The sequence below is a fragment of the Telluria sp. RT2P19 genome, from assembly GCF_059685725.1.
Genome location: NZ_JCASIL010000018.1, coordinates 66,051 through 92,977, shown reverse-complemented (window position 1 = coordinate 92,977; position 26,927 = coordinate 66,051). Strand labels below are relative to the sequence as shown.

Below are 26,927 nucleotides of genomic sequence, written 5' to 3'. Positions count from 1 at the left end.
CTCAGGCCTTTTCCATCTTGCCGGCGGCCTCGCCGATGGCGGCCACGATGCCGTTGTAGGCGCCGCAGCGGCACAGGTTACCGCTCATGTATTCCTTGATCCGCTCCGGCGAACCTGCATTGCCTTCGCGCACGCAGGCGATCGCCGCCATGATCTGGCCCGGCGTGCAGTAGCCGCACTGCAGTGCGTCGTGGTCGATGAAGGCCTGCTGCATCGGGTGCAGGCCGCCGTCCGGCCCCCGCACGCCCTCGATCGTGTCGACCCGGCGGCCTTCGAGCTGCAGCGCCGGCGTCAGGCAGGACACGACGCGGCGGCCGTCGAGGTGGACGGTGCAGGCGCCGCACTGGCCATGGTCGCAGCCCTTCTTGGCGCCGGTGAGCGCCAGGTGTTCGCGCAGCAGGTCGAGCGTGGACATGCGCGGGTCGACCGTCAACGCATGCTGCCGGCCGTTGACATTGACCTTGAGCGGCACGCCGCCGGCGTGGACTTCGGGCATGGCGTGCACGGTCCGGGCCTGCGCCTGCCCGGGGGCCGCAGCGGCGACGCCGCCCGTGGCAGCCGTGGACAACACCGACAGTACGAACGCGCGCCGGTTGACCTGCGCAGGCTGGCTGGATGGATCGGGGCCGGTCGTCATGGCGAACTCCTTCTGGATGGGGATTACCGAGAATGTAGACCAGGCATGCACCACGCGCGAGCCCGAAAATGGAAAAGGCAACAACTGTGCAGGATCAGGCAAAGTGACACGCCAGATGCAGTGCGGCGACGCGATTTTCTTTCTGATGGCACAATTTTTAGCCAAGATTGCAATCCCCGAGGGTGAGGCGCATTGAATTCATCCACCGATAGCCTGGACCGCCACGTCGACCGCCTGAGCGGCAAGCGACGCCCCGTGATACGTCTGGTGGTGCTGGCCACCTCCCTGGGTTGCATGCTGCTGCTCGCAAGCGCGGCCTGGTTCGTCTGGTCGTCACGGCAAACGCAGATACGCCAGACCGAGGTGGCGACGTCGAACGTCGCGCGCATGGTCGGGGTCCAGGTCGAGACGGCGATGAAGGCCACTACCATGGCCCTGGCGAACGTCGTCGAGCGGGTGGAGCACGACGGCATCGGCGACGACGCCCTGGCGCGGCTGAACGCCCACCTGATCGTGCTTACGCAGACCACGCCGGAGCTGCACGGGATCTTCGTGTATGCCGCCGACGGTCGCTGGCTGGCGACCTCCCTTACCGGCCCCCCGCACGGCAATAATTCGGACCGCGCCTACTTCGAATATCACCGCACCCATCGCGGTCGCGGCATCTACGTGGGGCATCCGGTCAGGAGCCGCTCCACCGGCGTGTGGGTGCTGCCGATCTCGCGCCGCATCGACCATGCCGATGGCGGCTTCGCCGGCGTGGCGCTGGTGACCCTGAAGGTGAATTTTTTCGAACGCATCTACGACGAACTGGACGTCGGCAAGACCGGTACCGTCCTGCTGGCCCTGGAAGACGGCACGGTGATCTACCGGCGCCCCTTCGACGACAAGCTGATCGGCACCAATCTGGCGAACGGCGCCGTGTTCCAGGCAATCAAGCGGCGCTCCTCGGGCTCGGACTTCCTGGTGGCCCGGATCGACAATATCGAGCGGCTTTACAGTTACCGGCGGGTCGACGACTTCGCCTTCGTGATCGCCGTGGGCCAGACCAAGGACGAACTACTTGGCCCCTGGAAGCGCTTCAGCATGCTGATCGGCGCAGCCGTACTGGCGATCGCCGCCCTGTTCGCGCTGCTCGCCCGCAAGCTGATCCGGCAGTTCATCATCCGCGACCGGCTCGACCAGAAGCTGCGCGCCTATTCGTACGATCTGCGGCGCGACAATCTTGGCCTGCAGGAGCTGGCGCATACCGATACGCTGACGCGGATCGCCAACCGGCGCCGCTTCGACGACATGCTCGAACACGAACTGCGCCATGCACGGCTGGCGGGCACCTCGACCGCGCTGCTCCTGCTGGACGTCGATTTTTTCAAGAAGTTCAATGACCGCTACGGCCACCCGGCCGGTGACGCCTGCCTGCAGGCGGTGGCCGGCGTCCTGTCGGCCCAGGTCAACCGCAACCGCGACCTCCCGGCCCGCTACGGCGGCGAAGAATTCGCCGTGATCCTGCCCGACACCGACCTGGCCGGCGCCATGGCGGTGGCGGAACGGCTGCGCCAGGAAATCCTGGCGCAGCAATTGCGGCACGAGGAATCGCCGTTCGGCATCGTCACGGCCAGCATCGGCGTGGCGGCACTGGAGCCGCCCGAGGATGCCGGCGTGGCCGCGTCAAGCGTCATCGCCGCCGCCGACCGGCGCCTTTACGAGGCCAAGCGCACTGGCCGCAATCGCGTGTGCGCCGACGGCTGTGCGCCGCCGGCGTCAGGCGGCCAGGCCGCGCAGTGAGGCGACGATGTCGTGCAGGCTGGCGACCTCGCAGCTCGGGATCGCCTGCGAGTCGTTGGCCAGGCGGCCGGGATTGAACCAGCAGCTCTCGATACCGAAGCGGTTGGCGCCCAGGATGTCGGCGTCCAGGCGGTCGCCGACGATCACGGTCTCGTGCTTGGCGAAGCTGCGCGCCATCTTGCTGGTGAATTCGAAGAAGCGGCTATCGGGCTTGGCGAAACCGCAGGCCTCGGAAGTCGCGACGAAGGACAGGTGTCCCTGCAGGCCCGAGCTGGCGATGCGGCGGTGCTGGATGTGGTGGGCGCCGTTGGTGATGATGCCCACTTCGCCAATGCCGGCCAGGGTCTCGCACAGCTGGGCGGCGCCGTCGACCAGCACCACGGTATCGGCCAGGGATTCGAGATACAGGTCGCTGGCGCGTTGCGGGTCGACGTCGATGCCGTTGTCGGCGAAGGTCTTGCGAAAGCGCTCGACCTTGAGGAAATCCTTGGTGACGGCGCCCTGCTCGAAATGCCGCCACAGCGCGAGATTGGTGATCTGGTACTGGTTGAACAGGCTGGCGACATTCTCGCGCACATCCAGGTGATCCATGGTGCGCATGAAGGAGCGCTGTTCGGAGGCGCGGAAGTCGAGCAGCGTGTCGTCGAGGTCGAACAGGAAAAGTCGGTGTTTCATTTACGTCGGGATGAGAGTGCAACTGTATTTCATGGTAGCACGCTCATCCCGGACGTGCCGGCAGGCCTCTCAGCTCGGCTTGGGATCGGGCACCGGCTCCTCGCCGTGCGGCAGGTGCACCGGCTGGTGGTGCGGATGCGGGGTATCGAAGGGCTCGGGCATCGGCTCCTCGATCGGCGCGGGATCGGGGGCGCGGTGGGCGTGGAGCGGGAAGTGAATCGGGACGTGGATCGGAATGCGCGCCGGCATCCGGTGCGCCTGATGAGCTGCGTGCATGATGCGGTCTCCTGGCAAGAATGCGATTCGGGCTACCTTATCACGCTGCCCGGCGGCGCGGCGCGCGCCCGGCAGTGGGCTACAATGCGCTTTCCCTGAACACAGCCCCCTTGCCGCACATGGAATTTTCGATCACCACCCTGGCCCTGCTGGTCCTGACGCCACTCCTGGTCTGGCGTATCTACCGCCGCATCAAGACCCAGATGCAGCGCCAGCGCTCGATCGTCTCGCGCCACTATACCGGCGTGCTGGTGTTCGGCGCGATGATCCTGGTGCCGCTGGCCCAGCTGTTCGACACGCCCTACAACCTGGCGGCGCTGCTGGTCGGCGCCGGCGGCGGCATCGGCTACGCCGTATGGGGCGTCAAGCTGACCCGGTTCGAGGAAACGCCGCAGGGCTACTTCTTCACGCCGAACATGCGCCTGGGGCTGGTGATGGCCATGATCCTGGTGGCCCGCCTGCTATACATCGGCATCGAGGTCTATGCCAACCAGGGCAAGGGGATCCCGACCCAACAGCTGACCGACAGCCCCTTGAGCATGCTGTGCGTGGGGCTGACGGCCGGCTACTTCGGCTACTACTCGGCGGCGCTGCTGCGCTGGCGGCGCCGGGCGCGCAAGGCGATCGACCAGATGTAAGCGCGCGGGTGCGCGGGCAAGCCAGGCTCCCGCCAGGAATATGGCCAGCAAGTAAAAAGGGATCGCCAAGGATCCCTTTTTTCATCACGCGGCCTTCGCCTCGTCTTTCCTGCGCTGCAGCACGAAGATCGGCTGCGCCCACTGCATGTCCTTCTTCTTCTTGCTCGTGATGAGCGTCAGTTCCGAAGGATCGTAGACGTCGGTGTTGTGCGTCAGCGGCGTCGTCATCAGGTACTGGGCGTCGGTGTTCTTGAGGAACTCGCCGACCAGCTGGATGTTGCGGATATCCAGGTGGGCGAATGGTTCGTCGATGAACACGAAGCCGCCCGAGCCTTCTTCCGACTTCAACAAACCGATCAGCAGCACCAGCGACTTCATCACCTGCTGGCCGCCCGAGGCTTCGCCGTCGTTCATCCCGATCTGGTCCTTGCCGTCGAACTTGAAGCGCACGTGCAGGCCGGCCTGGGCCAGCTGCACGTCGTCGTTCTCCAGCCGCACCGGGTCGGCCTGGACGTCGATACCGGCCAGCGAACCCAGTTCGCGGATGTTCTTGGTATAGGTCTTGATCGTGTAGCGCAGGCGCTCGATATAAGCCCCGCGCGCATTGCCGGTGGCCTCGATCGCGCGGTTGTTCTGGTAGCGGCGCTCCTCGGTCTCGCTCTGGCGGGCCTCGAGCTGCTCGTGCAGGCGTGCATACTGGTCGATCACGGTCGGATCCAGTTCCCAGTCCTCGCGCGCCAGCGAATGCTCGAGCGAACCCAGGCGCAGGTTGACCTGGTGCGCGTTCTGGTGCTTGGCCACCAGGTCGCCGCGCCAGTTGGGGTTCTTCCAGGCGCCCGGCACCGCGCGCCAGCCGCGGCGCAGCTCCAGCAGCGCCTTGGCGTGCTCGCTGCGCTGCTCGATCTGGCGGCGATGGTTCAGGCGCATGCCGGCTTCGGCCTCGGACAGCGCCATGCGCGCGTTCTGCCACACGGTATCGGCGCGGGTACGCGCCACCGTCGCGTTCTTGCTCAGCGTTTGCAGCTCGCCCAGGCGCGCGCCGACTTCCATGCGCTCGGTCTTGAGGGGTTGAAGCGCGCGCGCGGCTTCCTCGAACTCTTCCTGGCGCGCCGACAATTCCTTGGCGGCGTCGACGCCGGCGATGCGCGCCTTCAGGCCGCCCACTTCGGCCGCCAGCTTCGAGATCGCCAGGGTCAGCTCGTCCTCCCGCTTTTCGAGCGCCGGCATCAGCTTCTGGATCGCTTCCAGGCGCTGGGTCTTGCCGGCCGCGCCGAAGCGGTAGCGCGAGGCCTCGACGAACAGCGAGCGGCCGCCGCGGCGTTCGCGGTGGTAGGCGTCCGGTGTGATCCATTCGTCCGAACGGCTCTTGAAGCCTTCATCGACCGAGTCGACGCGTTCGATCCGTTCCAGCTGGTCGATCAGCCAGCCCGGCGCTTTGCCGGAGAAACGCACGACCGACAGCAGGCTGTCATCCTTCACCACCGGCGCATTGACGCAATCGGGCACGATGAAGTGGCGATAGCGCTCTTTCTCGGCCAGGCGGTAGGCCGCCGGCGCATCCTTCGCGTTCTCCAGCAGCACCACCGAGGCATAGCCGCCGAGCACCCCCTCGACCGCGCCCTGCCATTTCGGGTCGGTGACTTCGACGATGTCCGACAGCATGGCGTGGGCGATGCCCTCGTCGCGCAGCGCGCGGCGCATCAGGCGCTGCGCTTCCGGCTCCGGCATCGAGGTCTTGCCCTGCAGCGCCGAGATGGTCGCCATCTCGCCCGCGATCTTGTTCGACACGGCTTCGCGCGCGCCCTTCTGGCGCGCCAGCTCGGCTTCTTTTTCTTCGAGCTGCCTGGCCACTTCGGCGATGTCGGCGCCGGCGTCCGCCGAGAGCTTTTGCAGGCGGTCGCGCTGCTCGAGCAGGCTTTCCAGGGGCTTCAGGCGCGTGTTCACCTCAGACAGGCGCTTGGCGAGTTGACCACCTTCGGCTTCGAGTTCGGTTTCCTGCTTCTGCGCCTCGGTCAGCGCGCGCTGCTGCGCCGCCAACTGGCTGCGCTTCTCGGCCAGCTGGCCGTCGGCCTGCACCAGCGGCTTCTTTGCCTCGCGCAGCATGCGGCTGTTGCTGGCCGCCTTTTCGCGCGCCTCGTGGTATTGCAGCGCCGGCAGTACTTCTTCCTGCAGCTCGCGCTTCTCTTTATGCAGGTCGGACCACTGGTGGTAATTGGCCACGCGCAGGCGCAAGCCTTCCAGGTTGATGCGCGACGTCTCGAGTTCGGCTTCGAAGCGCTTCAGCTCCGTCTCGGTATCGCGCTGGTGGCGCTTGGCCTCATCGTAGGCGTCCAGCACTTCCTTGTCGCCGAAGACCTGGAACACCAGGTCCAGCAACTGGCGCGGCGCGTATTCGCACAGCTTGTCGGTCTCGCCCTGCTCCAGCGCCAGGACTTTCGACATCGCCGGCGACAGGCCGGCCGACGCCAGGCGCTTGCGATAATTCTCGACGCCCAGCCAGTCGGTGGCTTCGGTCACTTCCTCGATGTCGACGTTCCCGGGGCGCATCAGGTACTGGCGTTTCCAGTCGCCGCCGTTCTTCTGCACCTGGCAGAACAGCGTCACCTCGTCGTCCGCGAAGAAGCCGGAATGGCGGAACGGCCGGTTCGACAGCTGGCGCCCGATCGGCTTGTTGTCGACCACGGCACGCAGCCAGGCGCTTTGCTGGCCCGAGTGGCGCGCATAGTGTTTATAGGTGCGGCCCATCGAGCAATCGAGGCCGAACAGGGTGCGCATCGCGTCGAGCAGCGTGGTCTTGCCCGAGCCGTTCTGGCCGGCGATCGTGATGATCTTGGCGTCCAGCGGGATGTTCTTGATCCGCTGCCAGTAATCCCAGTGGACCAGTTCGAGTGATTTAATGTGGAACATCGGCTATCTCAATTCGGGGTATCGGTGGCGGCGTCGGCGGAATCATCGGCAACGCCGGCATTCTCGACCGCCACCGCATCGTTGGCCGCTTCAGTGTCGATGGCGACTTTGCGCGGCGCCGCGGCGAGCGGCGCGCGCTTGAAGACTTCGGACAGCGCGCCGTTGATGATGCGCTCCTTGAGCACGTCGGTGTCCATCATCAGGTCCAGCAGCGGGCCCTCCAGGATCACGTCGCCGCGCCGTTCGATGAAGCCCAGCTTGGACAGCACGCCCAGGTTCATGTCCATGCGCGTCTTCTTGCCCAATTTATCGCCGAAGTCCGACAGCAGCGCGGTGTACGAGATGCCGATCGACGCGTCCTCGGCGCGCGGGATCGGCGTCTCCTTCTCGAACATGTCGTTCTGGTCGTCGTCCACCGTGGTATGGGTTTCCTGGCGCTCGCGCTTGGGCAGGATGATCTGGGCCCACAGCACCACCAGCAGGGCCACGCCGTCGCGCGTCAGGCCGAAGTTGTTGTTCTGCCAGATGTCCTTGGCGCCGAAGATCTTGGGCTCGACGTTGCGGTGCAGGGCCACGGTCACGTGGTCGGCGTAGACGTTGTCGAGCAGCTTCAGGCCCGACTCCAGCAGGCGCTTGTCGACTTCGGCGCGAAACTGGTCGTCCGACAGGGCGCGCTTGACCATCTTGTCGTCGCGGCGCAGGGTCTGGTGCGTCAGCAGGCGCGCGATCAGGATTTGTGCATCGTCATTCATGGGGCGTGCCGTCCGAAGGGGTATCTAGATTGAGGGAGAGGGTCGCGATCGACATGGCCGCCACTTCCGGGTCGTCGAGGGCGATCATCTGGTCCTGGGCCTCGAAGGTCAAGGGCAGGCGCGCCAGGTCGGCGGTCGCGCCCTGCAGGCTGGCCTCGGACGCGTCGCCCAGCAGCGGCAGCAGCGAGGCGCGGTACGACGCCAGCGCGAAGCTGGCCGGCAGCAGCGACTCGTGGAGCTGGACCCGACGGGGACCGACTTCCTGGAACTCGGGGAAGTTGCCCAGGTTGGCGAAGTCTGCCAGCTTGTTGATCCAGTCGTTGAGCTCGACCATCATGGCCGGGTTGTCGTTGATCGTCAGCGGCGCATCCTGGCCGCTCGGCAGGCCTTTGGGGCCGGTCGAGATCACGCGCTCGGCCAGGAGCTCGGTCTCGGCCACGTCGATCATCTCGGCCGGGGTCCCGAACAGCGGCGTTACCGGGCGGTCGATGGCGCCCGAGGCCAGGCTGGCCAGGTCGTCGTGGGCCAGCAGCCAGCGCTTGACGTCGGTAGTCGAGAGGCCCGACTGGCCCAGGTGCACGCGCTGGCGCTCGATCTGGTTCAAGGCCCGAGAGAACATGCCTTGCATGTTCAAGAGTGCGCTTTGCGCCCTGCCGATGGCCTGGGCAGCGCGGTGGGTGGCGCTGTCGGCGCGCTCGTCCGAGGTGATGGCGCGCAGGATGACGGAGCCCTTCTCCACCCAGTCGCACGCCATATGCCACTTGGCCTGCGAGGTGCGCAGGCGGAATTCGGAGCCGGACGCGATCGCGTCGCGGAATTCCTCGGTCAGCTCGATCAGGCGGCCCAGCAAGTGCTTCAACTGGTCGACGGTGACGCCGCCGACCGCCTGGGCGCCGGCCACCTGCGACAACAGGAAACCCATCTCGGCGTCGTCGTCTTCAGGTTTGCCCAGCGCCAGCAGGGTCTCGAGCGCGGACAGGACGTTGCGCGCCAGCGGCGTGATGCGGTAGACGGCGGCCGGGGCGTCCCAGGCCAGCAGGCCGTGGCCGCGCAGGCGGTTCAACACCGTTTCCAGGCTCTCGGGCAGCAGGTAGGCCAGTTTCTGGTTGATGTCGGCGCGCGAGAACGCCGAACTGGCGGTGTCGCCCGCCAGTTCGCGCAAGACGAGCAGGCGCACCAGCACGCCATCCTGGGTGCCGTGGAACAGGGCCGTGAAGGCCGACAGCATCGGCTGGGCTCGCTTGAGGTGGAAGACTTGCTCAATCTCGTCGGGAGCGATGCCTTCCTGGAAGTGTGCTTGCAGCGGATCAAGTTCCGGCGCCAGCGCCGGGGAGTCGGCAGCGAGGGCCGCGCCGGCTAGTGGATCGATCATCGTTGTTACCAGTCTCTCGTGCGCGGTCGAGACGGGCCTGGGCTGTCAATATTAACAATATTGACACAAGCTTAAGTCCAGGCCCGACCGGCTTCGCGGGGGCGTCAGTATAACAGGCTGGACAGGTCAATCAGCGATTGTCGGCCCTGATCAAAGGCCGACAATTGCGGGAAAGACACAAACGAGATTTACGGTTTGGCAATACTCTTGAGCGTTTGTTCGATGGTTTCCTTATCCCCTTCCGTGAAGCGGATCTTGACCGGATACCACTCGTGCTCGGGCGCCAGCCAGACCTCAATGCTCTGGTCGCGGCTTCCCGGCAGGGCTTCGCGGCTCACCAGCACGGCATCGACCTGGCCCAGGCCCGTATTCACCTTCTCGCGCTTGACGACCTTGAAGGTCCAGGCTTCGGCGCTGCTGCGGCCGGCCACGAAGAACGGCCATTCCGAGCCCGGCTTGAACTTGCCGCCGGCGGCGCGCGCCACCGCGGCCAGCTGCCAGGTGATCGACACCCGATCCTGCTCGCCGCCCTTGAGCGGATAGGTCTTTTCACCTTCGGAAAAGCTCATGACCTTCTCGCCACGGTCGAAGGCGATCGAGGTCGGGTCCTTGCGCATGCGCTTTTCGGAAAACTCCGCCGGCGCCAGGCCGAACTCGTCGATCGTGCCCTGGCTGCGGTTGTCGAGCAGGGTGCCGAGGATGGCCACGCGCGACTCCACCTGCACGTCGTACTTGCCGTCGCCGGCGCGCCAGTTGACGGTGGCGTCGCCCTTGAGCGACAGGCCGCGCTGGCGCGCGCTCAGGTCATAGGTCAGGTCGGCCGACGGCGGCAATTCGAAAGGACGCTTGATGGCTGGATGCGCCGGGTTGGCGGCCTGGGCGATAGTGCTGCCGAGGGCGAGTGCCAGCGTGAAGGTCACACCGGCTTTTCGAATGTTGTCTAGAAGCATATCAAGATCCTGAACGGTCCAAGACGATATTATTCACTGTTTGCGTGGTTACTGCTCCATTCGCCTCGGTATTGCGAATCCGCACCGGGTACCAACCGTGTTGCGGGGCGAGCCAGATGTCCAGGCGCGACTTGTAAGAGCCCGGCAACGGCGGGCGGGTCAGGTGCCAGGTCTGCAGCTTGCCCATCCTGGTATCGATCTCTTCCTGTCCCACCACCTTGAACCGGTAAACGGTGGCATCGCGGTCTTCGCCGACAAAGATATCCATCTCGCCGCCCAGCTGCCTGGCATCGCCGCGGGCGATCGCCGACAGCTGTAGCGGGATACTGGCCTTGTCCTGGGCGCCCGGCACCAGCGGATAGCCCGCTTGCGACGCCGAAAAGGAAATCCGGTTTTCGCCCCAGTTGAAATGGGTTGCCGTCTGCGATCGGCCGCGCCGCTTTTCCGTCATCCTGATCGGCGCGAAGCCGGTAGCGGCCACGGCGCCTTCGCTGGTCAAGACCACCAGGTTAACCCGCGTAAAGACGACGCGGATACCGGCCTCGACCTTGATCTTGTAGGTATCTTCATTCAATTGCCAGGCCAGCACGGCCTCGCCCGACCATTCGGTGCCGTCGGCGTCCGTGCGGGCGACGTCGAGCGTGATGGTGGCCGGGGGCGGCATGTCGACCTTGTAGCGACGCAGTTCCGGTACCGCCGGTGCGGCCGGCTCGGCGGGCGGCGCCGGGGCTTCCGGCACGGGAGCAGCCGGCTCGGCAGGCGCCGGAGCGGCTGCCACGGGTTCGGCGCCGGTAGCGCCGGGAACACCATCGGCCGTGGCCGGCGCACTCGCCTGGGCGCTGCCCGCGCCCGGCGCGGGCATGCCGAGCTCGGCGGGCAAGGGAGGAATCACGGGGAGCGGCGGCGGTCCCGCCTCGGGCAGCGGCAAGGGCGCCGGTGGTGGCGGCGGCGGCGGCGGTGCGGGGGGCAGGACTTGCGCCACGATGGTCGCCGCGCCTTGGGCTAGGCCGGCGCGCGGCAGGTCGAGATCCACCTCGAGCAGCACGCTCAGGGCGATCCAATGCAGCAATACGACCAGCGCGACCGGCAGCAGCCGGCGTCGACGCGGAAGAAGAATCGGTGCTGGTTGCATGCCGCTAGTGTAGCGCGGGCGAGGCAATGCCTGCACGACACTGGCGCAGCCCTTCTGGTCTGGCTCTCACTGCGGCAACCCGGCCCGTTCCAGTCCGTCCAGCAGCACCGCCAGGTGTTCCGGCCGGCGGATCGGCAACCAGGCGGCGACGGCCGACAGGCGCAGGCTGGGATCGAGCTCGCGCACCTGGGCCAGCGCGCGCAGCGCGTCGGGCACGCGGCCGGCCAGCGCATGGCTGGCCGCCAGGACGGCGACGGCCAGCAGGAAGCCGGGGAAATCGCGGCGCGCCACCTCGGCCCAGCCCGACGCCGCATCGAACTGGCGCTCGAACAGGTGGGCCACCGCCATCCCGGCCTGCATCCGGTACAGCTCCGGGTCGAGTGGACTCAGGCGCATCGCCCGGCCCAGGTGGGCAATGGCGGCCGCGGTGTCGCCCTGCCACAGCCGCAGGTAGCCGCCCAGGTAGCGCGCCGCCGCCAGGTTCGGATTGAGCACCAGGGCCTTGTCGATCAGGCCGATGCCGGCCTGGATGTCGCCGCCAAGGTAACCCAGCACGTGGCCGCTACGGGTCAGGGCCACGGCGTCGCCCTTGTCGAGTTCAACCGCGCGCCGGGCCAGCCGCACCGCCTCCGCCGCGTCCCCGTCATCGGTCATCCAGCCGTTGCCCTTGCGCCAGGAGTGGCACCAGGCGGCCATCGCATACGCCGAGGCGAACTCGGGATCGGCCCTGATTGCCTGGTGCAGGAAGGACAGCGCCCGCTCGCTGGTTGCGCGGCTGGCCTCGTGCAGCTCGGCCACGCCGCGCAGGTAGTAATCGTAGGCATCGAGGCTGTCGGTCGGCTTGTGGCGCGCGCGGTCGATCTCGGCGCGCTCGAGTTCGGGCGCCACCGCGCCGATCACGCTCTCGGTGATCCGGTCCTGCAGCTCGAAGATATCCCCCAGCACGCCCTCGACGCGGCCGGCCCAGTGGTGCGCGCCGGTGGTGGCGTCGACCAGCTGGCCGGTGATGCGCACCCGGTCGTTCGCCTTGCGCCAGCTGCCCTCCAGCACATAGCGCACGCCCAGCTCACGCCCCACCTGCTTGATGTCGAGGATCCGGCCTTTATAGGTGAAGCTGGAATTGCGGGCCACCACGAACAGCCAGCGGTGGCGCGACAGGGCCGCGATGATGTCCTCGACGACCCCGTCGGCGAGGTAATCCTGCTGCGGGTCGCCGCTCAGGTTCACGAAGGGCAGCACGGCGATCGACGGCTTGGCCGGCAGGATCGGCGCCACTGCTGCGGACGGCGCATGCGCCGACTCGCTGGAAGCGGTCTCGCGCGCCTCGGCGACGAAGCGGAAACCCTTGCGCGCCACCGTGCGGATCACGCGCTGCTCCTTGCCGCAGTCGCCGACCGCCTTGCGCACCGCGTTGATGTGGCTGGCCAGCGTCGATTCGGACACGATCCGGCCGGACCAGATGGTGTCGGCCAGCTCGTCGCGGCCGACTACGCGTTCGCGGCGGCGGGCCAGGTAGGCCAGCAGGTCGAATACCTGCGGCGCGGTGGGCACGACGAGGGACGCCCGCAGCAGTTCGCGCCGGTCCAGGTCGAGCACGCAATCCGCGAAGGAGATCAGCATGCGCCGCTCCTGTCCGGATGACGGCGTGGACGGATCGGCAAGCGAAACCCAAGGCAAATCCAAGGCCGGGCGAAGGACTTGCGCCCGGCCGCCAACCATACTGCGTGGATCGATCGCCATGATCGACATTGAATCGAGGAGGGGAACATGAAAATAGTGGTTATCGGCGGCAGCGGCCTGATCGGAGCAAATATTGTAGATCGGCTGCGCCAGAATGGTCATGCGCTGGTGGTGGCATCTCCCTCCAATGGCGTAAATACCATTACCGGCGAAGGCTTGGCGGCCGCCCTCGCCGGCGCCCAGGTCGTCGTCGACGTGGCGAACTCGCCGTCGTTCGCGCCGGCGGCGGTGCTGGAATTCTTCCAGGCCTCGACCCGCAACCTGCTGGCCGCCGCCGCCGCGGCCGGCGTCGAACACCACGTCGTGCTCTCCGTCGTGGGCGTCGAGCGCCTGCCCGACAACGGTTATTTTCGCGCCAAACTGGCCCAGGAAGACCTGGTGAAAGCCTCGCGCCTGCCCTATACCATCCTGCGCGCCACGCAGTTCTGCGAATTCATCGAAGGCATCGTCGATGCCGGCGACACCGGTGGCGTGATCCACCTGTCCCCCGCCCTGATCCAGCCGATCGCGGCCGACGACGTGGCCGCCGTGCTGGCCGACCTGGCTGTCGGAGCGCCGGTCAACGGCATCGTCGAAGTGGGCGGGCCGGACCGCTTTCCGCTCGATGAACTGGGACGCAAGCTGCTCGCCGCGCGCGGCGATGCACGCCCGGTGCTGGCCGACGTGCATGCGCGCTATTTCGGCAGCGAGCTCGATGACCGCTCGCTGGTGACGAGCCCCGGCGCGCGCGCGGCGCCAACCCGCTTCTTCAACTGGCTCAGCCGCAGCGCGCCGCGCCAGGCCAGACCGTCATGAAACCATGGCTCGTCCCCATCGCAGCGGGCGTGCTTCTGGCCGGCTGCACCGTCGGCCCCGATTTCGCGCGGCCCGCGGACGCGCTGCAAGCCGCGCTGCTGCAGCCCCGCGACGACGATGGGGACGCAGGACAGGTCCCGCCCATGGTCTTGCCCGCGCTGTCACCAAAGCCGCCGCCCGCCGACTGGTGGTGCCTGCTCGACGATCCCGTGCTCGGCAGCCTGCAGGAGCGCGCCCAGGCCGGCAATCTCGACCTGCAAGCCGCGGCGGTGCGCATCGAGCAAAGCCGGGCGCAGCTGGGGATCGCCGCTGCCCAGCTGCTGCCCAGCGTCGGCGTCGGCGCCAGCCAGGCGCGCGAGGGGCTCAGCGAATACGGCAAGTTCGCCGCGCTCGGCGCGCCTTCCAGCCCCAGCGACTTCTGGCAACTGGCCTTCGATGCCAGCTGGGAGATCGATTTGTGGGGCCGCGCCCGGCGCGCGCGTGAAAGCGCGGCGGCGCAGCTCGCGGCCTCGGCCTACGACCGCGAAGCGGTACGCGTGGCCCTGGCCGCCGAAATCGCGCGCAACTACCTGCAACTGCGCGGCGTCCAGGCGCAGCTCGATATCGCGCGCGACAACCGGGCGCTCGCCGAGCGGCTGCTGCGCCTGACCGACAGCCGCGAACGCCACGGCGTGGCCACGCGCTTCGACAGCGCCGCCGCCCGCGCCCAGCTGGCCACCGTCAACAGCACCATCCCCGACCTCGTCCAGCGCCGCAACGCGTTGCTCAATGCGCTGGCGCTGCTGCTGGGCGAAGCGCCGCGCGCGCTCGATGCGACCTTGCGTGCGGCCATGCCGCTGCCTTCGCTGCCGGCCAGCCTGCCGGTGGGCCTGCCGTCCGAGCTCGCGCGGCGCCGTCCCGACATCCTGCGCGCTGAAGCCCAGCTGCACGCCGCGACGGCGGCGATCGGCGTGGCCAAGGCCGATTTCTATCCGCGCGTCGGCCTGCGCGGCCGCTTCGGGGTGGAAGCCTTCGATAGCGGCGACCTCGCCGGCTGGGACGCGCGCTTCTTTTCCGTCGGCCCGACCGTCTACCTGCCGCTGTTCGAGGGTGGACGCCTGACCCAGCGCCTGGCGCTGAGCGAGGCGGGCCAGAAGGCCGCCGCCCTGGCCTACCGGCAGACGGTCTTGCGCGCCTGGCACGAAGTGGACGATGCGCTCGACGCCCTCGTCGCCCAGCGCGGCCGGCACGCCGAGCTGGAAGTCGCCCTGGCCGAGAACCGGCAGGCGCTGCACGCGGCCGAACGCGCCTACCGCGAAGGGGCCGCCGACTACCTCGGCGTGCTCACCGCCCAGCGCCAGCTGCTGGCCAGCCAGACCAGCGTGAGCGCCAGCGCCACCAATGCCACGCTTACCCTGGTCAACCTGTACAAATCGCTCGGTGGCGGCTGGTCGCAGGATGCGCAGCTGGCGGGGGAGACCCGGTTGGAGGGCACGCAATGAGCGGCGCGGCGACATCCTCGAAGCGGCCCATGGCGGGCCTGCTCGGCATCTTCATCGCCGCCATGATGGCGGGGATGAACAACCGCGTGGGCGCCCTGGCGCTGGCCGACCTGCGCGGCGCCGGCGGCTTCGGCTTCGACGACGCGTCCTGGCTGGCGACCAGCTACAACGCCGGGGAGCTGATCGCCATGCCGTTCGCGGCCTGGTTCGCCATCACCCTGTCGCTGCGGCGCTTCGAGTTGTGGATGCTGGCCACCTGCGCCGTGCTGGCCGCGCTGCTGCCCTTCATCCGCGACCTCGATGTGCTGCTGGCCGTGCGCTTCGTGCAGGGCGTGGCCAGCGGCACGACCATCCCGCTCCTGATGATGGCGGCCCTGAAATTCCTGCCGCCGCCGGTGCGCCTGTACGGCCTGGCGCTGTACGCCATGACCGCCACCTTCGCGCCTAATCTCTCGCTGTGGCTGGCCGGCTACTGGATCGACGGCCTGGTCGACTGGCGCTGGATCTACTGGCAGAGCGTGCCCCTGGCCCTCGTGGCCGGCTTGCTGGTGGGTTGGGGCCTGCCGCGCGAGCCAAGCCGACCCGCGCGTCTTCGCGAAGCCAACTGGACCGGCATGGCCTGCGGCGTGCCGGCCCTGGGCCTGCTGGCGGTGGTGCTCGACCAGGGCGGACGGCTCGACTGGTTCCACTCCCCGCTGCTTGGTGCGGCGGCGCTGGCCGCAGGCGCGCTGCTGGCGCTCTATCTGCTCAGCGAATGGCACCATCCCTCGCCTTTCATCAAGCTGCAGATCCTGGGACGGCGCAACCTGGCGCTCGGCTTCACGGCCTTCATGCTGCTGCTGACGGTCCTGATGTCGGCGTCGCTGCTGCCGTCGACCCACCTGGCGCGGCTGCACGATTACCGGCCCTACCAGCTGGCCTCGATCGGGCTGGCGGTCGCCCTGCCGCAGCTGGTGCTGGGGCCGGCGGTGGCCCTGCTGCTGTATCGGCGCTGGGTCGATGCGCGCATGGTGTTCGCGGCCGGCCTCGGCTTGATCGCGCTGGCCTGTTTCTCGGGCGCGCTCTTGAGCGCGCAGTGGAACCGCGAACAGTTCATGCTGGCCCAGGCGCTGCAGGCGCTCGGCCAGCCGATGGCGGTGGTGTCGATGCTGTTCCTGATCACCAGCGTGGTCCAGCCGCTCGAAGGTCCGTATGTATCCGGCGCGGTCAACACCCTGCGCGCCTTCGGGTCGCTGGTCGGCGCGGCGGTGGTGGGCCAGCTCATGACGGTGCGCGGGCGCTTCCACGGCGACGTGATGATCGCGCACGCGGCGCTGGCCAGAGCCGTCGATGCGCCCGAGCCGGACGTGCTGGCCGCCATCATCGGCCAGCAGGCGCTGGTGCTGTCGGTAGCCGACGCCTACCGCGTGCTGGGCGTGCTGGCCCTGCTCCTGGTTCCCCTGGTGCTGCGACTGACCTACATTCCCGCGCCGTCCCCCTCTATTTCCAACCACGGATAACCATCATGGCACTACCCAAAAAAGCCCGGATCGCCAGCGCGCTGCTGCTGCTCGCGGCGGGCGCCGGCGTCCTCTATATCCTCGGCCATCCCGAATCGGGCGGCGCGAGCCAGTCCACCGACCATGCCTATGTGCAGGCCGATTTCACGGTCGTGGCGCCCGAGGTGGCGGGCACGATCACCGCCGTCCACGTGCGCGACAACCAGGTGGTCGGGAAAGGCGCGCTGCTGGCCACCATCGACCCGCGCGACTTCGTGGTGGCGATCGATGCCGCCAAGGCGCAGGTGGCGAGCGCCCATGCCGGCATCGCCAGCCTGCAAGCCCACCTGGCGCAGCAGCAGAACACGATCCGCCAGGCCCGGGCGGCGCTGGCGGCCGACGAAGCATCCTTCAGGCTGGCCGGCGCCAACCAGGCGCGCTATCGCAACCTGGCCAGCGACGGCTCGGGCTCGGTGCAGGCGCTGCAACAGGCCGAGGCGCAGTTCGGCGTCCAGGACGCCGCCCGCGACAGGAGCCGGGCCGCCCTGCGGGCGGCGCGCCAGGTGGTGGTCATCCTGGGGGCCGACCTGGACAAGGCCAGGGCCGCGCTGCTGCAGGCGCAGGCGGCGCAGGCGGCGGCGGAACTGAAGCTGTCGTACACGCGCATCACGGCGCCGGTCGGCGGCGCCGTCGGCCAGAAGTCGGTACGGGTCGGCGCCTACGTCACTCCGGGCAAGCCGCTGCTGGCCATCGTCCCGCTCGACGCGGTGTACATCAGCGCCAATTTCCGCGAAACGCAGCTGGCCCGGGTCATGCCCGGGCAGCCGGTAGCGATCGAGGTCGACGCCCTGCCCGGCGTGGTGTTGAGCGGCCACGTGGACAGCCTGGGTCCGGCCAGCGGCGCCACCTATTCGGCCATCGCGCCGTACAACGCCACCGGTAACTTCACCAAGATCGTCCAGCGCCTGCCGGTACGCATCGCCATCGATCCGGGGCAGGCCGCGGCAGCCAGGCTGCGCGCGGGCATGTCGGTGACGCCCACGATCCGCACCGGGTCTTGACGCCTCGTCGGCCCACAAGCGTCAGGTCGTCGCCCCGCCGTCGACGTTGAGGACGGCGCCGGTGATCTGGCGCGCCGCCGGGCTGGCCAGGAAGGCGACCGCCGCCGCCACGTCGCGTGGTGCGCCGAAGCGGCCCAGCGGCATCAACGACTTCTGGAACTCGGCGAAGTCGCCGTTGGCCGGATTCATGTCGGTATCGGTCGATCCCGGCTGGACCAGGTTGACAGTGATGTCGCGCGCGCCCAGCTCGCGCGCCAGGCCGCTGGTCAAGGTCTTGAGCGCGGCCTTGGTCAGGAAGTACACGGTCGCGCCCTCGCCGACGATGCGGTCGGCGCCGGCCGAGCCGATATTGACGATGCGGCCGCCCTGGCCCAGGTGCGGGATCGCCGCCTGGGCCGCCAGGATCGGTCCGCGGATATTCACGTCCAGCAGGGCATCGATGTCGTCCACGGCGATGTCGGCGACGGGCGCATAGCGGGCGATGCCGGCGTTGTTGACCAGGATGTCCAGGCCGCCCAGCGCCTGTGCGGCCGCGTCGACGGCGCGCCGGATCGCCGCCGGATCGGCGCTGTCGGCCTGGATCGCGAGCGCCTTGCGGCCGAGGCCTTCGATGCTGCGCACGACTTCCTGGGCGCGCTCGGCCGAGCGTTCATAGGTGATCGCCACGTCGGCGCCCTGCTCGGCCAATACGATGGCGATGGCGGCGCCGATGCCGCGCGATGCGCCGGTCACGATGGCGCGTTTTCCTTGCAAATCGGTCATGATCTTTTATTTATGTAGTGGTTGATACAAAAATCATAGAGCGCGGGCGGATACCTTGTCAATTGATTTTTTTAGTGATTGGTACATATATTGTGAACGGCGTGCGGCGTTGTCCCGACCTGCAGCCGGACATATACTGTGCGCGATGGATACTCCACGACAACCCTCCCAGATCGAATCTGCTGACGCTGCCGAGGCCGCTGAAGCGGCAGGCAAGGCGCGCACTGCGCGCGCACGCGGCCGTCCGCGCGCGTTCGACCGCGAAGCGGCACTGGCGCAAGCCATGCGCCTGTTCTGGCAAAAAGGTTTCGAAGCGACGTCGGTCGCCGACCTCACCGCGGCGATGGGGATCGCCTCGCCCAGCCTGTACGCGGCCTTCGGCTCCAAGGAAGCCCTGTATGCCGAAGCCCTGGACCATTACACCGCCACCTTCGCCTGGGGCTGGAACAGCTTCCGGGACGCCGCGACCGCGCGCGCGGCGGTAGAGGCCTGGCTGATGGGTTCCGCCGCCTTCCTGACCGGCTGCGTCCTCGACGTGCCGCTCGGCTGCATGGTGACGCTGTCGGGCATCGGCACCTCGGATCATCCGGAACTGTGCGCGCTGACCCGCACGCTGCGCGCCGCGGCGCGACCGGTCATCAAGACCCGCCTCGAGCAGGGCGTCGCGCAGGGCGAAATCCCGGCGTCGGTCGACCTCGACGCGCTGGCCCGTTTCGTGCAGATCGTCCAGAACGGCATGTCGCTGCAGGCGCGCGACGGCGCCAGCCGTGCTGAACTGGAAGCCGTCGTCCAGGTCGCGATGCGCAGCTGGGACGGCCTGGCTGGCGGCTAGCGGTTAGCGGTTAGCGGTTAGCGGTTAGCGGTTATGGTCAGCGCCCGCGCCCGGGCGCCGGGCCATCAATGCAGCGCGTTCAGGTGCGCTCCCAGGCGATGGCCCAGGGCGCAGATGGTCAGGGAGGGATTGACGCTGCCGGCGGTCGGGAATACCGAGCCGTCGCTCACCCAGACATTTTCGAGACCGAATACTTTCAGGTTCGAATCGACGACGCCGTGCGCCGGTGTCGTCGCCATGCGCGCCGTGCCGAGGTGGTGGGCGGCGGACGCACAGGTATCGCGCCACCCGGCCAGCGGATCGGCGCGGCAGCCACTCACGTCGCCGCGCCCACGAAAACCCGCCATCAGCAGCTCGTGGTACTGGGTGAACATGTCGATGTCCTGCTTGCTGAGCTGCCAATGGACGCGCGCGATCGGCAGCCCATAGCGGTCGCGCTGGTGGTCGGACAGGCTCACCTGGCTGTGTGGATTCGGCAGCTGTTCCGTCATGAAGAACAGGTCGCCATGGCGCGAGCGCATGCCCAGCGACAGCTTCTGGTGCGCGATCCGCCACAGGATATAGGGGTGGCGCACCAGTGACGCCACGTGGGACAAGCCGATGTCGCGCGCAGTGCGCACACCGAGGAAGGACATCACGGCCTTGTTCGGCACCGGGCGCCGGTTGATGCCCTTGCGGATGAACAGGGCGTGGTTGGGCAGGCGATGTGTCTGCTGAAACTCGCTCGTGAGCATGTGCCCTGGGAAAATCCGGACGTTTTCCTCCGCCATCGTGGCCGGCTTGGGCAGGTTGGCAAACGGCTGGCGGAAAGTGACTTGGGACAGGTAGCCGGCGGGATGATCGATCAGGTTACGTCCCAGCCACCAGGACGGCGGCTGCGCCGCCTCTTGCTGGCGAAGCGAGTTCAGCAAGAGGCGCGGCGTCTCCAGCGCCCCTGCCGCGATCACGAAGCGGTTCGCCCTGACTTCGAACGTGTGGTCGCCGCTGCCCACGACCAGGGTATGCGAGCGGCCCTCACGCTGCAGCAGCTGCAGTGCGGTACTGTTGTAGATGCAACGCGCCAGGCCCTGGATACACCAGTCGCGCAAGACCGGCTTGCCGCGAAACGGCGGCGAGCGATAGCGATAGGGCTTGGTCTCCAGCATATTGGCCATGCTCAGCGCCATGCCTCCGGAACCGCTGGCTTCATGGCCGCCCTCTTGGCCGCCGCACAGGAATTCCAGCGCCAATGCATACCACGGTGCAAGGTCCTTGCGCGTGATGGCCCAGCCGCTATGGGGAATCCACGGTCGCTCGAGGAAATCTTCTTCGTCGAGCGGCGCGCATACGCCATGCCAAAACGCTGTGCCGCCCCCGACTTCGAGCCCACGGCTGGTCGAAATGCCAAAAGGCCGACCGACGTTTTCGATGCGCACCGACGGTGGGTCGCGCCGCGACGCCATGATCGGCCCGGTTTCGATGAAGAGCACGTCGCGCCCGGCCCGCACCAGCGGGTGCGCGGCGGAGATCGCGCCCATCCCGGTGCCGATAATGCAGATATCCGCATGGAACGCCGCGTTTGCTGCAAGCTGCCTGCCATCGATGAGCATGGGTCACCATGAGCGATAAAATTGTTAGATTGCAATTTTGCACAGTGCAACTATCTATCCTAGGCTAAAACGAGGATTTGCTCAACAGACAATATTCCTTTGGCGAATCCAGCCTTGGTTCCAGCGCAAACTTCGCGCACTTGTATGTCTCTTCGCTCCATGGTCCATCCGGCCGTTATCTGCTACGCTTGCCCCACAAACAATGGAGACCGCACCATGCTGAACCAACCTATGCCCGGAATGACCGACACGCTCGAATTCGTCAAGAACCTGTGGGGCGGAATGAACATCCCCGGCGCCATGCACGGCATGGGCGGCATGCCGATGCCGGGCGCCGGCCTGTCGGTCGAAGACCTGGACAAGAAGATCGCCGACCTGAAGGCGGTCGAGTCCTGGCTCAATCTCAACCTGAGCATGCTGCGCGGCTCGATCCAGGCGCTGGAAATCCAGCGCGGCACGCTGGCCACGCTCAAGGCGATGGGCGACAGCATGGCCCAGGCCATGAACCAGACCGGCGCCGCCAGCGACGCCGCCATGGCGCCATTCGCGCAATTCTTTACCCAGGCGGCGGCCCCTGCCCCCACCTCGCCCGCGGCGGCCGCCGCGAAGCCAGCGGATACGCCGTCCGCGCCGCCTCCCGAGGCGCCGGTACCGCCGCAGGCCGGTCCCGAGCAGGCGACAGCGGCCGCCATGCCGGCCGCCGTCGCCTGGTGGAACCTGTTGCAAGACCAGTTCCGCCAGGCCGTGGCCAGCGCCATGCCGCCGGACGGCGCCGTCCATGCCGACAGGTCGGGCAACGCGCCGCCCGACGCCAGCGGCAGCCCCGCGGCCGGCGCGCCTACGGACGGCGCCGGCCGCGCCACGTCCGGCAAACCGCACGGCGCCGGCGCTGGCCCCCAGTCCAGCGTCCAGGATGGCGGCAGCCCTCCTGCGCCCGCCAGGCGCGGCACGCGCGGCAAGACCGACAAGGCCTAGTCCGCTCCAACCTTGATCTGGCCGCTGGCAGCGGTCGCCAAACCGTGCTGAACTGACCCGGCGGTCCGGCCTGCGCGGCCCTGTCCAGGCGCCGCGTCCAGCCGGAGGAGCGATGCTGCCGAGCGACCTGAGCCACCTGACGCCTTCGCAGGTCGACGATCTGCGCCGCAAGCTCGCCGCCGCCGGCTGCGCGCCGCCGCCCGGCGCGCGCACGCTCGCCGAATTGCAGGACGCCTTCGCCCTGCTGCGCAAGCGCCAAGGCTTGGCGCCCTCGGACAGGATCGATGCGGAACTGCTGCGCGCCCTCGATGCCGGCGCTGGCCACCTGTTCGGTGAGGTGCTGCGCGACGAACTCGACATGCTGCGTCCCGACGAGAGCCAGTCGCGCGGCGCCGCACTCGATGCCGCCCTGCCGCCCGACCGCGAGCGCCTCTTGCAGCGGGCCCACGGCGGCATGCTGACCGGCCTGGCCCTGTCCGGCGGCGGCGTGCGCAGCGCCACCTTCAGCCTGGGCGCCCTGCAGGCGCTGGCGCGCTGCGGCCTGCTGCGCCATGTCGACTACCTGTCGACGGTATCCGGTGGCGGCTTCGTCGGCGGCTGGCTGTCCAGGTGCCTGCATGCCAACGGCGGCGACATCGCCAAGGTGGAAGCCATGCTGGCGCCGCCGGCAGGCAGCGTTGAGGCGCCCGAGCTGCGCTTCCTGCGCCAGTACAGCAATTACCTGTCGCCGCAGGGCGGCATGTTCAGCGCCGACACCTGGACCCTGCTCGGCACTTATGTGCGCAATACGGGACTGAACCTGGCGATGCTGGTGGCCTGGATGTGCGCCCTGCTGCTGCTGCCGCGCTTTGCCGTATGGGCCGTGCACCGCGTGGTGACGCCGGGAGGACCCTGGTCGCACCTGGCCGACATCGCCTGGCTCCTCGGTGTGCTGCTGTTCCTGTGCGCCGTGTTTTGCATCGCGCTGTCGATCTCGAGCAAGCCGGAAAGCTCGCGCGGCAGGCGCCGCTTTCCACTGTCCCAGGGCGCGGTCCTGTGGTACATCAACCTGCCGCTGCTGCTGGCGGGCTTCCTCGGCAGCCTGGGGCTGTGGCGCCATGGCGGCGCGGCGCCATCGAGCTTCCTGCCGGCCCAGCTCACGGGCCGCTGGCACTGGCTGCTGGCCCCCGGCCTTGTTTATTTCATCGTCTGGGCCTGCGGCTGGTACCTGGCCCACGACCGCTCCAGTCCGTATCGCCGCAGCGGCTACACCATATGCGTGGCGGGCGCGGCCAGCGTGCTGCTGGTGCTGCTCAAAGCCGTCCGCGCCTTCGCGCCCGAGATCCTGGCGCTGCTGGCGCTGGACGCCGGCATGCTGTCGCTGCTGCTGTGCTGGACGGTCGGCCTGCTGCTGGTGCTGGCCGGCTGGCTGGCCATCTACACGCGGCTGCACGCCGATCCATCACAGCGCGACCTCACGCGCGCCGACCTGGGCGAAGGCCTGTCGCACTTCCTGTGCGCGATGGGCGCGCTCACGCTCGGCACCCTGCTGCTGCTGGCCGGCCTGGCGGTGCTGCCCGATCCCGCCAGCCAGCGGGTGCTGAACGACGCGATCGCCCTGTCCACCTTCGGCATGCCGCTGATGATGGCGCTGTTCGCCTCCACCATGACCCTGATGATAGGCCTGGTCGGCCGCCTGTACAGCGACGCCAGCCGCGAGTGGTGGAGCCGGCAGGGCGCCTGGACGGCGATCTTCGCCCTCGCCTGGCTGGTCGTGTACGGTGTCTGCTTCTTCTTTGCCCCGCTACTGCACTGGGCCTGGCTCACCTACGAGCCGTGGTCGAACCTGGGCACCCTGCTCGGCTGGCTGGCGATGACCGCCTTCGGGCTCAAGGCCGGCAGCGGCATGGCGACCGGCACCGGGAGCAGCCCCGCCCCGAAGCTCGAGCTGGTCGCGCGGCTGGCGCCCTATGTGTTCACGGTCGGGATCTTCGCCCTGCTCAGCAGCCTGGTACAGGCCGCGGTCGCGCTGCCCAGGGTGGATTGCCCCAAGGCGCGGCTGGCCTGCGTGCTGCGGGCCCACGCCGACGCCACCCTGGCCACCAGCGGCACCACCCTGCTGCTGGCCTTCGGCGCCTTCCTCGGCGCCGCCCTGCTGCTCGGCTGGCGGGTCGACATCAACAAGTTCTCGCTCTATATGCTGTACCGCAACCGCGTGGTGCGGGCCTGGTTCGGCGCCGGCAACCGCGCGCGCCAGCCGCATCCTTTCACCGGCTTCGACCCGAACGACGACATGCTGCTGGCCGAGCTGCGCTACGGGCGTCCCTACCCGATCGTCAACACCGCGCTGAACCTGGTCGGGGGCGCCGAGCTGGCCTGGCAGACGCGGCGCACCGCCGCGTTCGCGTTCACGCCGCGCTGGTGCGGCTACGAGCAACCCTCGCCGGCGGGAGACGGCGCGCCCTCCGGCTGCTACCGGCCGACCGACCAGTATGCCTCGCGCTCAGGCGTCGGCCTGGACGACGATGCCGGCGTACGGCTGGGTATGGCGGTGGCCCTGTCCGGCGCCGCGGCCAGCCCGAACATGGGCGCGCACTCCTCGCCCCCGCTGAACTTCCTGATGACGATGTTCAATGTGCGCCTCGGGCGCTGGTGCCCCAATCCGGCGCGCCGCGCCTGGACCAGCGCCTCGCCGCCGATCGGCCTGTTCAGCCTCTTGTCCGAGCTGTTCGGCCAGCTCGATGCGGATGCCGCCTACGTCCACCTGACCGATGGCGGCCATTTCGACAACCTCGGCATCTATGAGCTGGTGCGGCGCCGCTGCCGGCTGGTGATCGCGGTCGACGTGGGCAGCGATCGCCACCTCGCCTTCGAGGACCTCGGCAATGCGATCCGGCGCTGCGCCACCGGCCTGCACGTGCGGATCGACCTCGACGTCTCGCGCCTGGCGGCCGACACAGAACAGGGCATGTGCGGCGCCAGTTGCGCCGCCGGCAGCATCCGCTACAGCCTGGCCGACCGCGGCGCGACCGACGGTGTGCTCCTGTACGTCAAGCCGGCGATTGTCGGCAGCGAGAACGCCGACCTGCTCAACTACCGCAAGCTGCACCCCGACTACCCGCACGAGAGCATCGCCGACCAGTGGTTCAACGAAGCCCAGTTCGAAAGCTATCGCGCGCTGGGCGACCATATCGTCGAATGCGCGCTGGGCGAGGCGGCGCACGCCACCGCGCACGCGGGCGGCGAACAGGATATCGACGCGCTGTGCGTGCAACTGCTGCAGCGGCATGGCCCGGCGACGCGCGGCCGGCGCGCCTGATGAGTCAGCCGGCCGGTTGCGGCAGCGGCGCGCGGGCCGGCGCGGCGCGCACCGCCAGCAGCCGCTCCAGGCAGCCCAGCGCCAGCAGCGAAAACAGGACCGCGCTGCCCAGGGTCAGGCGATAGTCGTGGCCCGAGTGGTCGAGCAAGGGGCCGATGCAACTGGCGACCAGGGTGTTGGCGAAGGCCACCAGGATGTCCTTGGTCGAGTTATGGCGCACGAATTCCGCGCGCGGGAACAGCGCCATCGGCATCGCCGCCGCCGCCGCCGCCGTGAAGTAGGCACCGGAACAGATCACGTGGGCGACATAGAACAGACGGACGCTGGCGACGCCGTCGGCCAGCAGCCAGCCACCCAGCGCGATCAAGACATACGGCGCCATCATGGCGGCGGCCACGCGTACCGCGCCGCGGCAGTCGACCCGCCAGCCGATGACGAAGGCGCTGGCGATCGGCACCGCATACGCCAGCGCAGTCAGCTTCCCGAGTTCGGATTTCGACAGCCCCAGGTCGAGCGCGTAGTGCAGCGAAAAGGTATTGAACGGTATGAAGGTGACGGCGGCCAGCGTGAACGCGCCAAACGCCCACAGGTAGCTGCGCTGGCCGCAGCATTGGCGCAGCTGGAGGCGCGTCAGCGCCAGCCGCCAGCTGGCAGCGGCGTCGTGCGCTGAAGGCGCAGGGTAGTCGCCTTCGCGCACCATCAGGCACGTCAGTGGAATCGTCAGGCCGAAGATGAGGGCGATGGCGACCAGGATCTCGGCCAGCCAGGCTTCACTGAGCGCGAACAGCGTCATATTGAAACCGATCGCCACGCCCAGGCCGACCACGCGTACCGCGGCGTAGAAGCGCCCTGCCAGGCCGAAGGGAATCACGTCGGCCACCAGTCCGGCGAACAGCGCCATGGTGGTCATGGCGGCGGCGTCGAACACGGTCCAGAACAGGCAGAACAAGCCCAGCTCGAGCGCGCGCAGCCCCGGCGCCCAGGTGTCCAGCAGCTGTTCGCGGCGATAAACGAAGCGTGGCTGCTGTCGATCGGCGAAGAAGCCGGCCCGCTGCGCACCAATGTCGCGATCCACAAGGTCAACGAATGGTACGTCGGCGACGGCTGGATCAGGATGGCGAATCGCTCCACTTCGATTACTACAGCTCCTTCGTGATGTATCCGATGCTGCTCGAAATCCTCGAAGTGCTCGAACGGCATAATGCGCCATTCTGGAAGGGCAAGCCGGCCGAGCTGCGCGCCCAGGCCTTGACACGCACGCAGCGCTATTGCGCGCACCTGGAGCGCTTCATCTCGCCGCAGGGCACCTTCCCGCCGATCGGCCGTTCGCTCGCCTACCGTAGCGCCGCCTTCCAGCCGCTGGCCCTGCTGGCCTGGCGCAAGCAGCTGCCGCAGACCTTCCCCGAAGGCCAGGTGCGCGCGGCGATGCAGGCGATGCACAAGGCCCTGTACACCGATCCGGGCAACTTCATCAGGGAGGGCTGCCTCACCATCGGCTTCGTCGGCTTCGTCGGCCACCAGCCGGCGCTGGCCGACTGGTTATTTCAACAACGGCAGCATGTACATCGCCTCGGCCAGTTCCTGGCGCTGGGCCTGCCGGCGGACGATTCCTATTGGACCAGCCCGTCCCAGGACTGGATGCAAAACAAAGCATTCGGCGGCGCGGCATTCCGCAAGGATTATCCGGTCGATTATTGAGTGGCGCGACGGCGTCCTCCCGCCGATGGGGGAGCGCCTCCCGCTTGACCTCGTGGCGGCTTCGGCGGATAACGGCGATATGAAACGTCGACTG

General features: G+C 68.2%; 23 protein-coding genes. 11 read left to right on the top strand and 12 right to left on the bottom strand.

What is annotated here, in order from left to right; translation table 11 throughout:
- Nucleotide 1: 1 nt before the first annotated feature.
- Nucleotides 2-637, bottom strand: a complete 636-nt coding sequence (locus AC56KW_RS20260; protein WP_497172474.1) for a (2Fe-2S)-binding protein — start codon at nucleotides 635-637, stop codon at nucleotides 2-4.
- On the opposite strand from AC56KW_RS20260, the gene AC56KW_RS20255 reads away from it, so the two are divergent.
- Complete coding sequence (locus tag AC56KW_RS20255; protein ID WP_497172473.1) at nucleotides 636-833, top strand: hypothetical protein; 198 nt, start codon at nucleotides 636-638, stop codon at nucleotides 831-833. The two genes, AC56KW_RS20260 and AC56KW_RS20255, sit on opposite strands and share 2 nt — an antisense overlap.
- Nucleotides 830-2,422 (top strand): GGDEF domain-containing protein, encoded by a 1,593-nt coding sequence (locus AC56KW_RS20250; RefSeq protein ID WP_497172472.1) that lies wholly within the window; start codon nucleotides 830-832, stop codon nucleotides 2,420-2,422. The genes AC56KW_RS20255 and AC56KW_RS20250 overlap by 4 nt, the downstream gene beginning before the upstream one ends.
- On the opposite strand, the gene AC56KW_RS20245 is transcribed toward AC56KW_RS20250, so the two are convergent.
- Together AC56KW_RS20245 and AC56KW_RS20240 are read right to left on the bottom strand one after the other, a co-directional pair.
- Nucleotides 2,399-3,097 (bottom strand): YjjG family noncanonical pyrimidine nucleotidase, encoded by a 699-nt coding sequence (locus AC56KW_RS20245; protein WP_497172471.1) that lies wholly within the window; start codon nucleotides 3,095-3,097, stop codon nucleotides 2,399-2,401. The genes AC56KW_RS20250 and AC56KW_RS20245 overlap by 24 nt on opposite strands.
- A gap of 69 nt (nucleotides 3,098-3,166) precedes the next feature.
- On the bottom strand, nucleotides 3,167-3,373 hold the full coding sequence (locus AC56KW_RS20240) for a hypothetical protein (RefSeq protein WP_497172470.1): 207 nt from the start codon (nucleotides 3,371-3,373) through the stop codon (nucleotides 3,167-3,169).
- 119 nt (nucleotides 3,374-3,492) lie between these two features.
- On the opposite strand from AC56KW_RS20240, the gene AC56KW_RS20235 reads away from it, so the two are divergent.
- Nucleotides 3,493-4,011 (top strand): CcdC protein domain-containing protein, encoded by a 519-nt coding sequence (locus AC56KW_RS20235; protein WP_497172469.1) that lies wholly within the window; start codon nucleotides 3,493-3,495, stop codon nucleotides 4,009-4,011.
- An 84-nt stretch (nucleotides 4,012-4,095) separates the two neighbouring features.
- Here AC56KW_RS20235 and AC56KW_RS20230 read toward each other — a convergent pair whose 3' ends face one another.
- The 6 genes from AC56KW_RS20230 to AC56KW_RS20205 all read right to left on the bottom strand — a co-directional run bounded on the left by AC56KW_RS20230 (nucleotide 4,096) and on the right by AC56KW_RS20205 (nucleotide 12,744).
- Nucleotides 4,096-6,918, bottom strand: coding sequence for an ATP-binding protein (locus AC56KW_RS20230; protein ID WP_497172468.1), 2,823 nt, complete (start codon nucleotides 6,916-6,918; stop codon nucleotides 4,096-4,098).
- Nucleotides 6,919-6,926: 8 nt separating this feature from the next.
- A complete protein-coding gene (locus AC56KW_RS20225) occupies nucleotides 6,927-7,670 on the bottom strand; it encodes a hypothetical protein (protein WP_497172467.1) in 744 nt (247 codons plus the stop codon).
- Complete coding sequence (locus tag AC56KW_RS20220; protein ID WP_497172466.1) at nucleotides 7,663-9,042, bottom strand: hypothetical protein; 1,380 nt, start codon at nucleotides 9,040-9,042, stop codon at nucleotides 7,663-7,665. The genes AC56KW_RS20225 and AC56KW_RS20220 overlap by 8 nt, the downstream gene beginning before the upstream one ends.
- A gap of 188 nt (nucleotides 9,043-9,230) precedes the next feature.
- Nucleotides 9,231-9,992, bottom strand: a complete 762-nt coding sequence (locus AC56KW_RS20215) for a DUF3108 domain-containing protein (RefSeq protein ID WP_497172465.1) — start codon at nucleotides 9,990-9,992, stop codon at nucleotides 9,231-9,233.
- A gap of 1 nt (nucleotide 9,993) precedes the next feature.
- Nucleotides 9,994-11,124, bottom strand: coding sequence for a DUF3108 domain-containing protein (locus tag AC56KW_RS20210; protein WP_497172464.1), 1,131 nt, complete (start codon nucleotides 11,122-11,124; stop codon nucleotides 9,994-9,996).
- Between the two features lie 66 nt (nucleotides 11,125-11,190).
- On the bottom strand, nucleotides 11,191-12,744 hold the full coding sequence (locus AC56KW_RS20205; protein ID WP_497172463.1) for a winged helix-turn-helix domain-containing tetratricopeptide repeat protein: 1,554 nt from the start codon (nucleotides 12,742-12,744) through the stop codon (nucleotides 11,191-11,193).
- A 147-nt stretch (nucleotides 12,745-12,891) separates the two neighbouring features.
- Between AC56KW_RS20205 and AC56KW_RS20200 the strand changes: the two genes are divergently transcribed.
- Genes AC56KW_RS20200 through AC56KW_RS20185 form a run of 4 tightly spaced genes read left to right on the top strand, consistent with a single transcriptional unit; the run spans nucleotide 12,892 to nucleotide 17,679 of the window.
- Nucleotides 12,892-13,659: an SDR family oxidoreductase gene (locus tag AC56KW_RS20200; RefSeq protein ID WP_497172462.1), complete on the top strand. Its 768-nt coding sequence runs from the start codon at nucleotides 12,892-12,894 to the stop codon at nucleotides 13,657-13,659.
- A complete protein-coding gene (locus AC56KW_RS20195) occupies nucleotides 13,656-15,140 on the top strand; it encodes an efflux transporter outer membrane subunit (RefSeq protein WP_497172461.1) in 1,485 nt (494 codons plus the stop codon). Before AC56KW_RS20200 ends, AC56KW_RS20195 begins: the two co-directional genes overlap by 4 nt.
- A gap of 29 nt (nucleotides 15,141-15,169) precedes the next feature.
- A complete protein-coding gene (locus tag AC56KW_RS20190; RefSeq protein WP_497172460.1) occupies nucleotides 15,170-16,639 on the top strand; it encodes an MFS transporter in 1,470 nt (489 codons plus the stop codon).
- A 5-nt stretch (nucleotides 16,640-16,644) separates the two neighbouring features.
- Nucleotides 16,645-17,679 (top strand): HlyD family secretion protein, encoded by a 1,035-nt coding sequence (locus AC56KW_RS20185; RefSeq protein WP_497172459.1) that lies wholly within the window; start codon nucleotides 16,645-16,647, stop codon nucleotides 17,677-17,679.
- A gap of 21 nt (nucleotides 17,680-17,700) precedes the next feature.
- Here AC56KW_RS20185 and AC56KW_RS20180 read toward each other — a convergent pair whose 3' ends face one another.
- A complete protein-coding gene (locus AC56KW_RS20180) occupies nucleotides 17,701-18,441 on the bottom strand; it encodes an SDR family NAD(P)-dependent oxidoreductase (protein WP_497172458.1) in 741 nt (246 codons plus the stop codon).
- Between the two features lie 145 nt (nucleotides 18,442-18,586).
- On the opposite strand from AC56KW_RS20180, the gene AC56KW_RS20175 reads away from it, so the two are divergent.
- Entirely contained in the window at nucleotides 18,587-19,273 is a 687-nt protein-coding gene (locus AC56KW_RS20175) for a TetR/AcrR family transcriptional regulator (RefSeq protein ID WP_497172457.1), read from the top strand.
- A gap of 65 nt (nucleotides 19,274-19,338) precedes the next feature.
- On the opposite strand, the gene AC56KW_RS20170 is transcribed toward AC56KW_RS20175, so the two are convergent.
- Entirely contained in the window at nucleotides 19,339-20,862 is a 1,524-nt protein-coding gene (locus tag AC56KW_RS20170; protein ID WP_497172456.1) for a GMC oxidoreductase, read from the bottom strand.
- A gap of 216 nt (nucleotides 20,863-21,078) precedes the next feature.
- Between AC56KW_RS20170 and AC56KW_RS20165 the strand changes: the two genes are divergently transcribed.
- Together AC56KW_RS20165 and AC56KW_RS20160 are read left to right on the top strand one after the other, a co-directional pair.
- Complete coding sequence (locus AC56KW_RS20165; RefSeq protein ID WP_497172455.1) at nucleotides 21,079-21,837, top strand: PhaM family polyhydroxyalkanoate granule multifunctional regulatory protein; 759 nt, start codon at nucleotides 21,079-21,081, stop codon at nucleotides 21,835-21,837.
- Between the two features lie 112 nt (nucleotides 21,838-21,949).
- On the top strand, nucleotides 21,950-25,135 hold the full coding sequence (locus tag AC56KW_RS20160) for a patatin-like phospholipase family protein (RefSeq protein WP_497172454.1): 3,186 nt from the start codon (nucleotides 21,950-21,952) through the stop codon (nucleotides 25,133-25,135).
- A gap of 4 nt (nucleotides 25,136-25,139) precedes the next feature.
- Here the strand turns inward: AC56KW_RS20160 and AC56KW_RS20155 are convergent, their stop codons facing one another.
- The gene (locus AC56KW_RS20155) at nucleotides 25,140-26,210 is read right to left on the bottom strand and encodes an MFS transporter (RefSeq protein WP_497172453.1); all 1,071 of its coding nucleotides are present in this window, start codon (nucleotides 26,208-26,210) and stop codon (nucleotides 25,140-25,142) included.
- 11 nt (nucleotides 26,211-26,221) lie between these two features.
- Between AC56KW_RS20155 and AC56KW_RS20150 the strand changes: the two genes are divergently transcribed.
- Nucleotides 26,222-26,833 carry a DUF2264 domain-containing protein gene (locus tag AC56KW_RS20150; RefSeq protein ID WP_497172452.1) on the top strand — a complete coding sequence of 204 codons (612 nt, stop codon included), beginning with the start codon at nucleotides 26,222-26,224 and terminating at the stop codon, nucleotides 26,831-26,833.
- Nucleotides 26,834-26,927: the final 94 nt, after the last annotated feature.